A 13,289-nucleotide genomic window follows, 5' to 3' on the forward strand; every position below is an offset into this window, starting at 1 on the left:
CCCGGGTGAACGGCTCGTGAAGTGACGTCACTGAGACGTACTCGACACTCGGTCAACGCCGAGTTGTGTAGAAGTTCGCAGGGTGACCCGTTTCGTCCCGTACCTCTGCCGTTGACGCACAGAGGTTCAGTACGTCACCGGGAGGGCGACAGGCCGCGGGCGCGGGGAAGGCCGCCACCGCACCTCGTCCTCGGCGAGTGCCAGCCGTGGGAGGCGCTCCAACAGGGCGGCAACTTCCCTGCGCGGGCAGGCGCTGGATGGTCAGACCGCCAGGGGCAGCCGGGTCGTCGCCTCGGTGCCGAGTCCCGCGTGCGCCCCTCGCTCGACGAGTTCGTCGAGGAGTTCGGCGAGCCGTGCGCGGTGGCGGGGCGTGAGCCGCCCGGTGTCGTCGAGGTGCACGGCGCACGCGGTGGTGGTGTGGACGAGCCGTTCGAGCGTGGCGGCCACCTTGTCCGTACCCTCCGCGTGCCGTGCGAGGGCGGGGTGTTCGGCGGCGGCGAGGTCGATCGCGGCGCGTGCCTCGGCGAGCGCGCGGTAGGCCTCGCGGCGCAGCGCCCAGCGCCCGGCCCGGTCGTCCTCGCGGGTCCGTACGTGCGCGTGGTAGGCGTGTGCCGCGTCCACCGCGCGCACCAGCCGCGCCCGCACCGTGCCACCGCGCTGCCCCGGCGCCGGCAGATGCCGGACGAGCAGCACGATGCCGCGGGCCAGCAGCGTCTCCCCGATCCGGCTCCAGGAGGCCCCCGGATACGGCCCTGTGCTCCCGAAGCTACGGCGAAGTGACAAGTAGCCCTCTGTAATCAGAGTGACGCTCGGTCAGAGAGGGCGAGACGGGGACCGGGGACTTCGCCGGCCCGGAGCGTGGCGAAGTCCGCGTGGGCCTGCTCGACGGCTTCGGGGTATGCCTCGCGCTTGGCGTGCTCGGCGAGTGCCCGGTAGATGCTGGCGACGGAGGGGGTTCGTGTCTCGTCGCTCCTGCTGGCGAGCTTCGGCGACTGAGGTGCTTGATGTTCACCGAGGTGGGGTTACCAGGCCTGTCTCGTAGGCGGTGATGACAAGTTGGACGCGGTCGCGGGCCTCGAGTTTGGTGAGTAGCCGCGCTATGTGTGCCTTTGCGGTGGCCACGCTGATGTAGAGGTGGGCGGCGATCTCGCTGTTGGACATGCCGCGTCCGACGAGGGTCAGCACCTCGCGTTCCCGATCGGTGATGTTCCCGACTGGTCGTGGATGCGGTGCTGGTTCGGGGCGGGCGGCGAACTCGGCGATCAGGCGGCGCGTAACGCTCGGGGCGATCAGGGCGTCTCCGGCGGCGACCACGCGGATCGCCCCGAGGATGTCGTCCAGTGCCATGTCCTTGACGAGGAATCCGCTGGCACCCGCTCGGAGCGCGCCGTAGATGTACTCGTCGTCGTCGAACGTGGTGAGGATGAGGACGCGCGTCGCTCCAGCGGCTGCCGTGATCAGCCCGGTGGCCTCGATGCCGTCCATGCCTGGCATGCGGATGTCCATCACTGCCACGTCGGGCTCGGTGTCCCGGACCAGCCGGACCGCTTCTGCGCCGGTTCCGGCCTCTCCCACGACGTCGATGTCGGGGGCGTCGGCCATCAGGACGCGCAGGCCGTTGCGGACCAGCGGCTGGTCGTCGGCGAGCACGACGCGGACCGTCATCAAATGTGCACTCCTTCGGAGAGGGGGAGCCGGGCTGCCACGCGAAAGCCGCCCTCAGGTCGCGGCCCGGCGGTGAACTGGCCACGTAGCAGGGTGACGCGTTCCCGCATTCCGGTGATGCCGTATCCGGTGTTGGAGGTGGGGCCGCCGCGGCCAAGGTCGGCGACCTCGATGGTCAGTTCGCCGTCTTGGTAGCCGATGGTGACGCGGCAGTCGGGGGTGTCCGCGTGGCGTACGACGTTGGTGAGGGCTTCCTGGACGATCCGGAAGGCGGCCAAGTCGATATCGGGCGGTAGGGGCCGTCGTTCTCCGAGCCATCGCACGTCGACATGGACGCCCGCGTCCTGCGTTGACGCGGTCAGCCGGTCGAGATCGGCCAGCCCCGGGGCCGGCTCGCGCGGCGCGGCCGCCGCCCCGGGGCCCGGTTCGGCGCGGCGCAGTGCGCCCAGGGTGCGCCGCAGCCCAGCGAGGGTTTCCCTGCTGGTGTCTTCGATGGTGGCCAGCGCGTTGCGGGCTTCGTCCGGCTGTGTGTCGATGACCCGGCGGCCCACGCCTGCCTGGATGGCGATGACGCCGATGCTGTGCGCGATCATGTCGTGCAACTCGCGGGCGATCCGGAGCCGTTCGGCGGCGACGGCCTGGGCGGCGGTCTGTGAGCGCAGTGCTGCGGCGTGCGCGCGGCGTTCGCGAACCGAGTAGCCGATCATCCAGGCGGCGGCGAGCGCGAGGACTAGGACCACGACCGTGCGGGCGAAGCCGTCCGTTCCGGTCCCGAGGCGTGCGGCGAAGGCGACCTGTATGCCGAGCGTCATGACGGCAGAGGTGACCGCGATGCGGCGAGGCCGTGTGGCCACGATGTATCCGACGGCGAGGTCGTTCGTCAGAACCAGCAGATACACGACCTGCCAGATCGGGGGTGTCGTCGCCGTGGCGTATGTACCCAGGAGTATCAGCGCCAGGGCTGGCAGTGGGCGGCGGCGCAGCAGTCCGAGAGGCAGGACCGTGACCGCGGCCGCCGAGACGAACGGCACGCCGGGGGAGTCGAAAGGCGTGCCGCGTGTCGCGAAGAACAGTGCGAATGGGTAGGCGATCGCCCCGCACCAGGCCAGGGCCGCCCGCGCGGCCAGCCGCAGGTGCCGGGACAGCAGGGGTCGCGGCTTGGCGGACATGGGGCGATCGTAATCGCCTGGCCAGCGGCGGAACATTGGCCCGTGGGCGTACGCCCATGGGATACAAGCGCCTCCCACGAGTGCAGCCGACGGGCCGATGCCGGACGGACACTCTCCCCGGCACCGTTGGCCGGGTGATCGAAGTCAACGAACTGACCAAGCGATACGGCAAGGCCACTGCCGTCAACGGCCTGACCTTCACTGTGCGCCCCGGGCACGTCACCGGGTTCCTCGGTCCCAACGGTGCCGGCAAGAGCACCACGCTGCGGATGCTCCTCGGCTTGACCGAACCCACCAGCGGCACCGCCACCATCGACGGTCACCTGTTCCGGGACCACCCGCGCGGTCTGCGTCACGCCGGTGCCCTGCTCGACGCCCATGACGTCCATGGCGGTCGCAGCGCAGCCGCCTACCTGGCCGCCCTGGCCCGCAGCAACGGCATCCCGCGGCGCCGGGTGGACGAGGTCCTTGAGGAGGTAGGACTGGCTCCCGCGGCCCGGCGCCGCATCGGCGGGTTCTCCCTGGGCATGAAGCAGCGGCTCGGCATCGCCACGGCTCTGCTCGGCGACCCTCCGGTGCTGCTGTTCGACGAGCCGGTCAACGGCCTGGACCCGGAGGGCGTGCGGTGGGTACGCAGCCTGTTCAGGCGGCTGGCCGCCGAGGGGCGCACCGTGTTCGTCTCCAGCCACCTGATGAGCGAGATGCAGAACACTGCCGAGCACCTGATCGTCATCGGCCGGGGCGAGCTGATCGCCGACGAGAGCGTGACGGAGTTCGCGGCCCGCGGCACCCGCCAGAGCGTGACCGTGCGGACACCCGACACCACCGCGCTGGCAGCCGTACTCGAAGCCGAGGGCGCTTCGGTGCAGCCGCACGACTCGGGCGCCGGCGCAGAGGAGTGGCTCACCGTGACCGGTCTGAGCGCGGCCCGCATCGGGGAACTCGCCTCCCAACACCGCATCGTGCTCCTTGAGCTGGCCACCCGCACCTCCTCGTTGGAGGAGGCATTCATGGAACTCACCGCCGACAGCGTCGAATACCTCGCAGGAGAACCTCGATGACCTCGACCACCACCCAGCCGACGGCCGCCTTGACCGCCGTGCGTGCCGCCGAGCCCGGCGCCCGCTTCCAAAACCTCCTCGCCGCCGAGTGGATCAAGCTCTGGTCGCTGCGCTCCTCCTCCTGGGCGTTCGGGGTCAGCGCGCTGGTCATCATGGCCATCAACATCAGCGCGGCCGTCGCGGACTACAACAACTGGCCGACCTACAACGAAGGGATCCGGGCCCTCTTCGTTCCGATCTGGGCCATGCGGGACGCCTTCACCATCGGCGCCTGCATGGTCCTGATACTCACCACCGGCAGCATCGGCGCCCTCACGATCGTCGGCGAGTACAGCACCGGACAGATCCGTACGACCTTTGCGGCCGTCCCTGCGCGCCGCTCGGTCGTAGCGGCCAAGACGGCCGTCGTGACGGCAGTCATGCTCGTCTACGGCACGGCCGTCGCGGGAACCTCGTTCGGCGTGACACAGGCCATCCTGTCCGGTCGGGGTATCGGCCTGTCCCTCGGCTACCCCGGCGCGCTCCGCGCCGTCGCGGCATCCGCCCTGCTCGCTCCGGTGTGCGCGCTCGTCGGCATGGGCCTCGGCGCCGTCATCCGGCACACCGCAACCACCCTCGTGACGTTCACCGGCATTCTTCTGCTGCTGCCTTTCCTTCTCAACGACCGCCACCGCTGGTCGTCCGCCATCCTTCACGCGCTGCCCCGCAGTGCTTGGGAACGACTGGTGCAGATGGGCGACCCCTTCGGATCGGCACCCTACCCGGCTACCATCAGCGGGTCGTGGATCGTGTACGCGGCCTGGCCCCTCGCCGCAGCAGTCGTCGCTGTGGTCGCCGTCCGCCGGCATGATCTGTGAGCCCGCAGGGCCTGACTGCCAAAGAGGTACACCGGACCGTTGCAACAGGCTCTTGGCCCTTAGGGATCCTTGCACTATGCCCGCCCGGTCGCGTGGTCTGGCACCGCACCTCGCCGGGTGCCGCGGCAGCGTGACGGCTCTGGCCCACGCTCAGGATTCCGACCTGGTCGTGCCACGCGGTACCGGTTGAGGGGCCTGCGAGTCGGACGCAGTACGGGGACCGGGCACCGTGAGCACCTGGGTGAGGTCGAGCCGGTTGTTCATGTCGAGCTCGAATCTGCCGTAGGGGTTCACGTGCGTCCAGAAAGGCGGGGACAGGGCCCGCCGGTCGGCGCTGGAGCGGACGGGACGTAGACGTTTCGCGCGGTGTGAAAGGACCGGCTCCGGCCGCGTTCTTTATGAACGCAATCGGAAACGGGAGCGGGCCCGAGGGCGTAGCCGGCCCCCGGGCCCTGTGATGCCGCCCATGTGGGCACGCCGGTCCGGTTGAGGACCCAGGTCAGTCGTCATGTCGTCGCGTCCTGCCTTTGGACCACCGCGCATCGAGCTGCGCGGGCCGGACTTGAACCGGCACTTCGACGTCCCGAGGCCTGGGCCCGGTCGATCCGGCGATCGGCGGCGAATGCTGAGTCTGGAGCGAGAGTCTGAGATTGACCGCGATCCGTCCCTGCGCTCTTCGGCGGGGAGGGACCGCACCATCACGACAAGCTTCAGCGTCAGCTTGCGCTCCTCGCGCACCCCGGCCGTCGTTCCCGGCGGCCGGGGAGTTCTTGAGGCTACCCGAACAGGTAGCCGAACACGGCGTCCCCGACGCGCTGGTCGACGACGTCGACGCCGTTCGCCTCCTCGCGGGCGAACTTGACGGCCTGCTGCAACTTCTCGACGCGGTCCAGGAGCTCGTTGACCCGTCGCGCGGGCAGGGCGCCGGAGAACTTCACGGTCGTCCAGTACCCGACGGGCACGTCCTCGTAGTACACCTCGACCTGGGCCGGGTGCTTGTCGGTGGCCTCGGCCTTCACATGGTTGCGGGGCACCTTCTTCGTACGGAGGGTGCGCACGGCCTCGGTCCTCCAGGCGTCGGTGGAGGGGTCCTGCACCCATGACTCGGAGGCGTCGAGGACGGGCAGCTTGCGTATGAAGCCGTTGAGGTCGACGAGCTGCTTCTCCAGGAACAGCAGATAGGCGACGGGAACGTCGGCGAGCAACACGCGCCCGTCGACCTTCACGTCCGCGCACGCGGTGCAGTTGGCCCAGTCCTTGGTGGCGGTCACGTCGAACAACCGGGTGAGAATGGCCGCGGTGTCCCGCAGCACGTCCTCGGCCCGCACCTGGACCCGAGTGGACTCCGGCGGCAACTGCTCGCCCTCTTCGTCCTTGGGCTGGTACGTACGGGAGATTCCGGCCAGCAGCGCGGGCTTCTGCAGCCCGTGGTGAGCGGCCGTCAGGTCCTGATGCGACTTGGACTTGACGCCCTTCTCGACTGCGATGATCTGATTGAGTTTCGCCACGCCGGAGACCGTAGCAGCGGGAAGCACACGGACTCGAAGGATTATCGGGCTGCGGATCCGGGAGGGCGCGCGGCGCTGCCGGGGTGTGGATCCCTCGCTGAGCGCAGGCGCAGTGTCTTCTCGAAGAGCTCCTCGGCCGTCACGAGAGCCTCCGTGAGCCCGTCCGGGTCGGCTCCCAGCCTCGCCACGATGTCGTCCACGCCCCGCAGCCCCGCCCGCTCCAGCAGCCTCTTCTCGTTGGTCACCCACTCCCCGCGCGCGGCCAGCACGGCGTGCGCGGCCTGGACGGCGGCCACCGCAAGGGCTCCGGCGACCTCCGTGAGGCGGGCCTTGGGGGCATGATGGGCCTTGGCGTACGCGAGCGTGGCACGGGCCGTGCCGTGCCAGCGCTCGGCGGCGGAGGCGCGCAGCTTGTCCGGGTACGGCTCCGAACGCGGAAGGGTCCCGCGCAGCACGCGGTTGATCGCCAACTCGGCGACGATCAGGTAGGTGGGGATGCCGGCGAGATGGAACAGCAGCGGCTCCACATGGAAGCGGCCCTCGCGGGCCTTTGCCACCTCGTCCTCCACCACGTCGAGATCGCGGTAGTGGACGTCGACACGGCGGCCGTCGATGGTCAGCCAGGCGCCTCCGTTGAACACCCCTCCGCCCCAGCCGCCGATCTCGGAGACCTCACCGGGCCAGCCGATCGCCCGCAGGGCGGCGGGGTCGAAGTCGGGGCCGCGGTAGTAGACGGCCAGGTCCCAGTCGCTGTCGGGGCCGTGGGTGCCCTGTGCGCGGGAGCCGCCGAGGGCGACGGCGCGGACCGCGGGAAGGGCGGCGAGGCGTTCCGCGACGGCGTCGAGGAACGCCTCGCCGTCCGTGCTCACCTGCGGCTGTCCCCGATGCTCAGGTCGCCGACCGTGCGCGCCTGGACGACCGTGCCGTGCTGCACACCGCCGCTGATGGTGTTGTTGACGGTGCCTCCGGAACCGGTGTTCGCGTTCGGCGCCAACTCATCGAGCAGGGAGCGGAGTTCCGAGACGGCCTGCGGGTCGTTGCGCAGCGTGCGGCGCAGTCGGCTGCGCCACTCGTCCTGGATGTCGGACGCCGTCTCCTCGTCGCCCGCGTCCCGCGCGGCGACCAGTTCGGCGCGGGACCGCTCCAACTCCCCCTGGACGACCTCGCCGTCACCGCCCCGTCGGCCCGCGAAGAAGGCCGCGACCCGGTCCCGCACCTGCGCCCACCCGTCGGTCACCATCTGTGTCACCAATGCGGTCGCCCCCGCCGCCGCCAGCGCCGTCAACTCGTCCACCGGGCCCCCTTGGTCTCTGGTACGGACCCCTACCGTAGCCCGCCGCCGACCGTACGTCCGCCCACCACACATTCGGACACGGCGGCCGTCGCGCTCCCCGCACGTGGGGGAGGTCGCCCTTGTGCCCGATGCTTGGGAGCCCGGATCGCGCATCGTTCTCCAGGAGTCTCGACGAGCAGTCGCGTGCGGTCGGCAGCGACATGGTGCGTGTCGTGTCGACGGACATCTACGTGGTGAGCGGTGAGCCGGCCGTGCTCTCCGCGGTGTGGGACGTCGTCGAGCCCTCGGGGCTCGGCACCGGACCGCGCTCCTCCACACTGATCGGCGCGTGGCCCGCCTCGGCCGCACCGATCGGCGTCGCCCGCCTCGGCCGCACCGAGCTGGTGGAGATCACGGCGACGGCCGTCGTCCCGGCCCGGGAGGACGTCCAGCGCTCTCGCGCGTCACCCCCGCGCCCCACTCCCTCCGCTTGGGCAGCGGCTTGGCCCAGCTGTCCGCGCGGCTCGTCGTCAGCCCCAGGGCCACCAGTGACTCCGCGAGCTTCACCGCCGCGGCCACTCCGTCGACCACCGGCAGCCCCAGCTTCTCCCCCACCGCCCGCTGCAGCCCGGTCATCCCGGCACACCCCAGCACCAGGACCTCGGCGCCGGCCTCGCGCGCCCGCTCGGCCGCGGCCACGAAGGCCTCTTCGGTGCGGGCCGTGTCCCCGAGGTCGAGGACCCCGAGGCCGGTGCCGACGACGGCCGCGCAGTTCTGCAGGACCCCCGCCGTGTACAGGCTGTCCTCGATCTGGCCGCGCGAGCGCTCCAGCGTGGTCACCACGCCGTACCGCCGCCCCAGCAGACACGCCAGATGGGCCGCCGCCTCGGTGATGTCGACGACCGGCACGTCCAGCAGCTCCCGCGCGCCCTCGCGGCCGTGCTCCCCGAACCCGGCCATGACCACGGCGTCGTACGGCCCCTCGTAGGTGCGCAGCGCGTCGAGGACGGCCGCGGCCGAGAGGTAGCTGTCGAGCCAGCCCTCCGCGGACTCCGGCCCCCATGCCGGGGTCAGTCCGGTCACGGTGGTGCCCGGACCGGCGGCGGCCCGGGCACCTCGTACGATCTGCTCGGTCATCTCCTGCGTGGTGTTGCAGTTGGTGACGACGATCCGCACGCTCAGCCCTCCGCGACAGCCGCTGCCGGAGCGGGCTGGGCGGCACGCTCGGAGCGGCAGAGCACCGCGTACAGCGCGGCCGCCAGCGCGGTCCCGATGAACCAGGAGTACGGTGCCACCGCGCTGAATGCCTTGACGAGCGCGAGCACCGCCGCGACCGCGGCCGAGGGCAGGAACGCCCACAGAGCCTTGGGGTTGACGCCCTTTCGGTAGTAGTAGCGGGACCCGGGCTCGGCGCTGAAGAGCTGGTCCGTGTCGATGCGGCCGCGCTTGACCCAGTAGTAGTCGAGCATGATCACCCCGAACAGCGGGCCGAGGAAGGCGCCGAGGCCGCCGAGGAAGTAGTTGACGACGGTGGGGTTGGAGAAGAGGTTCCAAGGGGTGACGACCAGCGCGGCGACCGTGCTGATCATGCCGCCGACCTTGAAGTTGATCTTCTGCGGCCAGACGTTGGCCAGGTCGTACGCGGGCGAGACGAAGTTCGCGACGATGTTGACTCCCATGGTGGCCACGGCGAAGGTGAACGCGGCCAGCACCAGGACCCAGGTGTTGCCGACCTTGGCCACGAGCAGCGCGGGGTCCGTGATGGCCTCGCCGAACACCTGGATCGAACCGGCTGTGACGATCACCGACACGATCACGAAGGCCGTCGAGTTGATCGGCAGGCCCCAGAAGTTGCCCCGCCTGACGGTCCGGTAGCCCGGCGCGAAGCGGGAGAAGTCGCAGAAGTTGAGCATCAGGGTGCCGTACGTGGCGAGGACGAGCCCGATGGCTCCGAACCACTGCCGCCACTGCTCACCGGTGGAGACAGGGTGCGGGGTCGAGGTGAGCGAGATGGTCCAGTGGGCCTTGGCGAGGATCCAGACGGCGAGCGTGATCATCACGAGCCAGATGGCGGGACCGCAGAAGTCCTGGAACTTCCGTACGGATTCCATCCCCTGACTGATGATCAGCGCCTGGATCAGCCACAGCGCCACGAACGACGTCCAGCCCAGCGCGTCCAGGCCGAGGAACGCGTGGTGGGTCCACGACTTCAGCCCCGGCCAGGCCGCGAGCAGCATGACGTTGACGGCGACGGACGCGAGGTAGGTCTGGATGCCGTACCACATGATGGCGATCACGGCCCTGATCAGCGCGGGGATGTTGGCGCCCCACACCCCGAAGCTGATCCTGCTGACGACCGGGAAGGGCACACCGTGCCGCTGGCCGATCCTGCCCATCATGTTCATCCCGAGGTAGATCAGGACGAAGCCGACGAGCAGGGACGTGAAGATCTGCCAGACGTTCATGCCGAGGACCAGCAGGCCCGCGGCGAACGTGTAGTTGCCGAGGTTGTGGACGTCGGACATCCACATGGCGAACAGGTCGAAGACCTTCCACTTGCGCTCGGCGGCGGGCGCCAGGTCTTCGTTGGTGAGGCGGGGGTCGGGGACGAACCCTGGGGCGCCGGTGGCTTCGGCGCGGTCGGCGAGGGACACGGGGCCTCCATGGACGAGGGGACGGGGGGCCTTTCGGTACGGGTCCGGTGCGGGCCGGAGTGGGTGCGGGCACGGGCGGGTACGGGTCCGGATCTTCGGGGAGCCGGGTGGGGGCCGCCTCCTCGCGCATTTGGTATACCAAACTCCGTCATGGTCTCTCCGTCAACCGTTCCGACCGATGTCCGCACCGTTACGGCTCCGTAAAACAGCCGCCGAGTCGGCGAAGATGGCCCCATGGCGAAGATCGAACCCCTGGGCGCGGTGCGCGAGCGTGTCCTGGCGGCGCTGCGGCAGGAGATCATCGCGGGCCGGTTGCGCCCCGGCGACCGCCTGGTCGAGCGCGAGCTCGCCGAGCGCTTCGGGGTCTCCCGCGTACCGGTCCGCGAGGCGATCCGCGCACTGGTGGCCGAGGGGTTCGTCCTGTTCGAGACTCCGCGCAGAACGGTCGTGCGCCGGCTGACCCCGACCGACGTCAAGGAACTCTTCGAGCTGCGCGAGGCACTGGAGGTCTACGCGGCCGGCCTCGCCGCGGCCCGTGCGACCTCCAAGGACCTGGCGGAGCTGGTGGAACTGCTGGACCAGGCGGCGGCCGCGACCGCCGCCGAGGACGCCGAGACGATCACCGACGTCAACACCCGCTTCCACGACCGGATCCTGGCCATGGCGGGCAACAGCCTGCTGATCTCCGTCATGGAACCGGTCGACGGCCGGCTGCGCTGGCTCACCCGCCAGAACGAGGAGTGGCCCCAACTCCTCACCGAGCACCGAGAGTTGTACGAGGCGATCGCCTCCGGCGACCCGGACCGCGCCCGTGTCCATGCCCTCGCCCATGTCCAGGCCAACTACCGCTCGACGGTGCGGCACCTGTTCGGGGCCGCCCAGTTGCCCTAGGGCCCGGCCGGTTCCCTAGGGCCTGGTCGGCAGCCCGGCCGCCTCCGCCGCCGTGCGCAGCACGTCCCGCAGCATCTCCGGGGTGAGCCGTCCGGTGAAGGTGTTGCGCTGGCTGACGTGGAAGCAGCCGAAGAGCTCCAGTCCGTCCAGTGACACCCGTCTCCCGTGGCCGAAGGCGGGCCGAGGCCGGGGCACCGGCCGGCCCGCCTCCGCCAGTGCGGTCAGTGCGGACTGCCAGCCGAAGGCACCGAGCGCGACCACGGACCGCAGCGACGGCCGCAGCAGCCGCAACTCCTGCACGAGCCACGGCCGACAGGTGTCCCGTTCCTCCGGCGTCGGCTTGTTGCCCGGCGGGGCGCAGTGCACCGGCGAGGTGACGCGTACGCCGTACAGCTCCAGGCCGTCGTCGGCGGACACCGACGTGGGCCCCGACGCCAGGCCCAGGGAGTGCAGGGCCGCGTACAGCACATCCCCGGACCGGTCCCCGGTGAACATCCGCCCGGTCCGGTTCCCCCCATGGGCCGCGGGTGCCAGACCGATGACGAGCATCCTGGCGTCCGGCGGGCCGAAGCCCGGCACCGGCCGCCCCCAGTACGTCCAGTCGGCGAACGCGGCCCGCTTGGTACGGGCCACCTCCTCCCGCCACGCCACCAGACGCGGGCAGGCACGGCATCCCGTGATCCGCTCGTCCAGTCCGGCGAGGCTGCTGCTGTCCATGCCTCCACCGTAGGCTCGGGTGGGGGCGGCCCCGGAAATGCGCTCCGGTCCGCCCGGCCCGGGGAGCTAAGGTCGGGGCATGGCTTCTGAAGGTGCGGACGACGACAGGACGGGCGGGGCGGACGGGACCCACGCGGCTGCGACGGGCGAGGCCGGGGAGCGCTCGGGCCACGAGGCGGACCGGCGGTCCGGCACCGCCGGAGAGGGCCGAGCGGTCGACCCACCGGGCTCCGTCGGTCCCGAAGCCAGCGACGCGAAGACCGCCGACGCGAAGACCGCGGCCGCCGTGGCCGCCGCCGAGGCGGCCGGCCCGTCGAACGGCGAGAGCGTGCGCGTCGACAGCTGGATCTGGTCCGTACGGCTGGTCAGGACCCGCTCGATGGGCGCCGCCGCGTGCCGGGGTGGACATGTACGGGTGAACGGCGAGCGCGTGAAGCCCGCGCACTCCGTACGCGTCGGCGACGAGGTGCGCCTGCGGCAGGAGGGCCGGGAGCGGATCGTCGTCGTGAAGCGCCTGATCCGCAAGCGGGTCGGAGCTCCCGTGGCGGTCCAGTGCTACATCGACAACAGCCCGCCCCCGCCGCCCCGTGAGGCCGTGGCCCCGGCGGGCATCCGCGACCGCGGCGCGGGCCGCCCCACCAAGCGCGACCGCCGCGAGATGGAACGCCTCCGTGGCCTCGGAGCGACACCCGGCGGTAGCCCGGGCGTCGGGTTCGGCGGCTACGGCACCCAGGGCCGCTCCGGGAGTCAGGCCCCCTCGGGCCGCCGGAACCGCCCGAACGGCCGGAGCGGCTCCGGGGGGCTCTGAGCTCGGGCCGGCCGGCCCCGCGCCCGGCCGGTCGGGGCGAGCACGCGGGCCTGGGCCTGGGCCTAGGCCTGGGGGAGGGCACCACCTCGGCTGCGAGACCTCGGCTGCCCGGAGCCCTCGACGTCGGGCGCGGGTGTGGATCACACCCGGCGGCGTACCAGCCGGACCAGGTCCCCCGTGCCGTGACGTCGGGCCCAGGCGATCAGGATCAGCGGGACCATCATGATCAGCGGGGTCGCCGCGTACTGACCGTCGAAGACGGCGAGCTGGACGATGAACGCGCCCACCATCAGTGCCGAGAGCGCCACCGCGGCGACCGAGGACAGCAGCGGCACCAGCAGCGCGACGGCACCCGCCAGTTCGAGGGAGCCGATGGTGTACATCCCCGTGCTTCCCCAGCCGATCCTGTCGAAGGACTCGACGGCCGACGGGTGCGCGATCAGCTTGGGCAGCGCGCTCGCGATCCCGTAGAAGAGCGCGAGCGCGATCTGCAGCGCTCGCAGGGAGATCTCGGCCCGACGGCTCCGGCCGTGCACGCGGCTCACCGACGCGGCGGAGTCGGAGGCCGAGGCCGCGGCGGAGGCCGAGGCGGAGGCGACTCGGGTGACGGGGGCGATGGACTCGGACATGGCGTTCTCCTGGGGAATCGGATCCGCAGTGCTGTCAGGGAGGTAGACCCGCGCTCG

The 13,289-nt window shown here is 71.1% G+C and carries 14 protein-coding genes and 1 pseudogene; 4 read left to right on the top strand and 11 right to left on the bottom strand.

Features of this window, described 5'->3' with window-relative positions:
* Positions 1 to 261: 261 nt before the first annotated feature.
* From ASC56_RS14195 to ASC56_RS14205, 3 genes and pseudogenes are all read right to left on the bottom strand, one after another.
* A pseudogene (locus ASC56_RS14195) lies at positions 262 to 753 on the bottom strand (FUSC family protein); the annotation flags it as partial.
* 255 nt (positions 754 to 1,008) lie between these two features.
* Positions 1,009 to 1,665, bottom strand: coding sequence for a response regulator transcription factor (locus ASC56_RS14200; protein WP_055491730.1), 657 nt, complete (start codon positions 1,663 to 1,665; stop codon positions 1,009 to 1,011).
* Positions 1,665 to 2,834: a sensor histidine kinase gene (locus ASC56_RS14205; protein WP_055491731.1), complete on the bottom strand. Its 1,170-nt coding sequence runs from the start codon at positions 2,832 to 2,834 to the stop codon at positions 1,665 to 1,667. Before ASC56_RS14205 ends, ASC56_RS14200 begins: the two co-directional genes overlap by 1 nt.
* Positions 2,835 to 2,968: 134 nt before the next feature.
* On the opposite strand from ASC56_RS14205, the gene ASC56_RS14210 reads away from it, so the two are divergent.
* A complete protein-coding gene (locus tag ASC56_RS14210; RefSeq protein WP_055491732.1) occupies positions 2,969 to 3,895 on the top strand; it encodes an ABC transporter ATP-binding protein in 927 nt (308 codons plus the stop codon).
* Complete coding sequence (locus tag ASC56_RS14215) at positions 3,892 to 4,752, top strand: ABC transporter permease (RefSeq protein WP_055491733.1); 861 nt, start codon at positions 3,892 to 3,894, stop codon at positions 4,750 to 4,752. Before ASC56_RS14210 ends, ASC56_RS14215 begins: the two co-directional genes overlap by 4 nt.
* 776 nt (positions 4,753 to 5,528) lie before the next feature.
* Here ASC56_RS14215 and ASC56_RS14225 read toward each other — a convergent pair.
* From ASC56_RS14225 to ASC56_RS14245, 6 genes are all read right to left on the bottom strand, one after another.
* The gene (locus ASC56_RS14225; RefSeq protein WP_055491734.1) at positions 5,529 to 6,260 is read right to left on the bottom strand and encodes a hypothetical protein; all 732 of its coding nucleotides are present in this window, start codon (positions 6,258 to 6,260) and stop codon (positions 5,529 to 5,531) included.
* A 41-nt stretch (positions 6,261 to 6,301) separates the two neighbouring features.
* Positions 6,302 to 7,129 (bottom strand): nucleotidyltransferase domain-containing protein, encoded by an 828-nt coding sequence (locus ASC56_RS14230; protein WP_055491735.1) that lies wholly within the window; start codon positions 7,127 to 7,129, stop codon positions 6,302 to 6,304.
* Complete coding sequence (locus ASC56_RS14235) at positions 7,126 to 7,554, bottom strand: hypothetical protein (RefSeq protein ID WP_234376957.1); 429 nt, start codon at positions 7,552 to 7,554, stop codon at positions 7,126 to 7,128. Before ASC56_RS14235 ends, ASC56_RS14230 begins: the two co-directional genes overlap by 4 nt.
* A 226-nt stretch (positions 7,555 to 7,780) precedes the next feature.
* Positions 7,781 to 7,948, bottom strand: a complete 168-nt coding sequence (locus ASC56_RS43095) for a hypothetical protein (RefSeq protein WP_199835987.1) — start codon at positions 7,946 to 7,948, stop codon at positions 7,781 to 7,783.
* On the bottom strand, positions 7,945 to 8,709 hold the full coding sequence (locus ASC56_RS14240; protein WP_055491736.1) for an aspartate/glutamate racemase family protein: 765 nt from the start codon (positions 8,707 to 8,709) through the stop codon (positions 7,945 to 7,947). The genes ASC56_RS43095 and ASC56_RS14240 overlap by 4 nt, the downstream gene beginning before the upstream one ends.
* Positions 8,710 to 8,711: 2 nt before the next feature.
* Positions 8,712 to 10,187, bottom strand: coding sequence for an NCS1 family nucleobase:cation symporter-1 (locus tag ASC56_RS14245; RefSeq protein ID WP_055491737.1), 1,476 nt, complete (start codon positions 10,185 to 10,187; stop codon positions 8,712 to 8,714).
* 234 nt (positions 10,188 to 10,421) lie between these two features.
* On the opposite strand from ASC56_RS14245, the gene ASC56_RS14250 reads away from it, so the two are divergent.
* Positions 10,422 to 11,078: a GntR family transcriptional regulator gene (locus ASC56_RS14250; RefSeq protein ID WP_055491738.1), complete on the top strand. Its 657-nt coding sequence runs from the start codon at positions 10,422 to 10,424 to the stop codon at positions 11,076 to 11,078.
* A gap of 15 nt (positions 11,079 to 11,093) precedes the next feature.
* Here ASC56_RS14250 and ASC56_RS14255 read toward each other — a convergent pair whose 3' ends face one another.
* Entirely contained in the window at positions 11,094 to 11,795 is a 702-nt protein-coding gene (locus ASC56_RS14255) for a uracil-DNA glycosylase (protein ID WP_055491739.1), read from the bottom strand.
* A 79-nt stretch (positions 11,796 to 11,874) separates the two neighbouring features.
* Between ASC56_RS14255 and ASC56_RS14260 the strand changes: the two genes are divergently transcribed.
* Positions 11,875 to 12,603 (top strand): RNA-binding S4 domain-containing protein, encoded by a 729-nt coding sequence (locus ASC56_RS14260; protein WP_055491740.1) that lies wholly within the window; start codon positions 11,875 to 11,877, stop codon positions 12,601 to 12,603.
* A 140-nt stretch (positions 12,604 to 12,743) separates the two neighbouring features.
* On the opposite strand, the gene ASC56_RS14265 is transcribed toward ASC56_RS14260, so the two are convergent.
* The gene (locus tag ASC56_RS14265; RefSeq protein ID WP_055491741.1) at positions 12,744 to 13,232 is read right to left on the bottom strand and encodes a DoxX family protein; all 489 of its coding nucleotides are present in this window, start codon (positions 13,230 to 13,232) and stop codon (positions 12,744 to 12,746) included.
* Between the last annotated feature and the right edge of the window lie 57 nt (positions 13,233 to 13,289).

The organism is Streptomyces sp. TP-A0356 (assembly GCF_001417775.1).
GTDB lineage: Bacteria > Actinomycetota > Actinomycetes > Streptomycetales > Streptomycetaceae > Streptomyces.

Excerpts from the sequence above, each read along its gene's own strand:
- ASC56_RS14200 (WP_055491730.1), bottom strand. The coding sequence starts at position 1,665 with ATGACGGTCCGCGTCGTGCTCGCCGACGACCAGCCGCTGGTCCGCAAC.
- ASC56_RS14205 (WP_055491731.1), bottom strand. The coding sequence starts at position 2,834 with ATGTCCGCCAAGCCGCGACCCCTGCTGTCCCGGCACCTGCGGCTGGCC.
- ASC56_RS14215 (WP_055491733.1), top strand. The coding sequence starts at position 3,892 with ATGACCTCGACCACCACCCAGCCGACGGCCGCCTTGACCGCCGTGCGT.
- ASC56_RS14250 (WP_055491738.1), top strand. The coding sequence starts at position 10,422 with ATGGCGAAGATCGAACCCCTGGGCGCGGTGCGCGAGCGTGTCCTGGCG.
- ASC56_RS14255 (WP_055491739.1), bottom strand. The coding sequence starts at position 11,795 with ATGGACAGCAGCAGCCTCGCCGGACTGGACGAGCGGATCACGGGATGC.
- ASC56_RS14260 (WP_055491740.1), top strand. The coding sequence starts at position 11,875 with ATGGCTTCTGAAGGTGCGGACGACGACAGGACGGGCGGGGCGGACGGG.
- ASC56_RS14265 (WP_055491741.1), bottom strand. The coding sequence starts at position 13,232 with ATGTCCGAGTCCATCGCCCCCGTCACCCGAGTCGCCTCCGCCTCGGCC.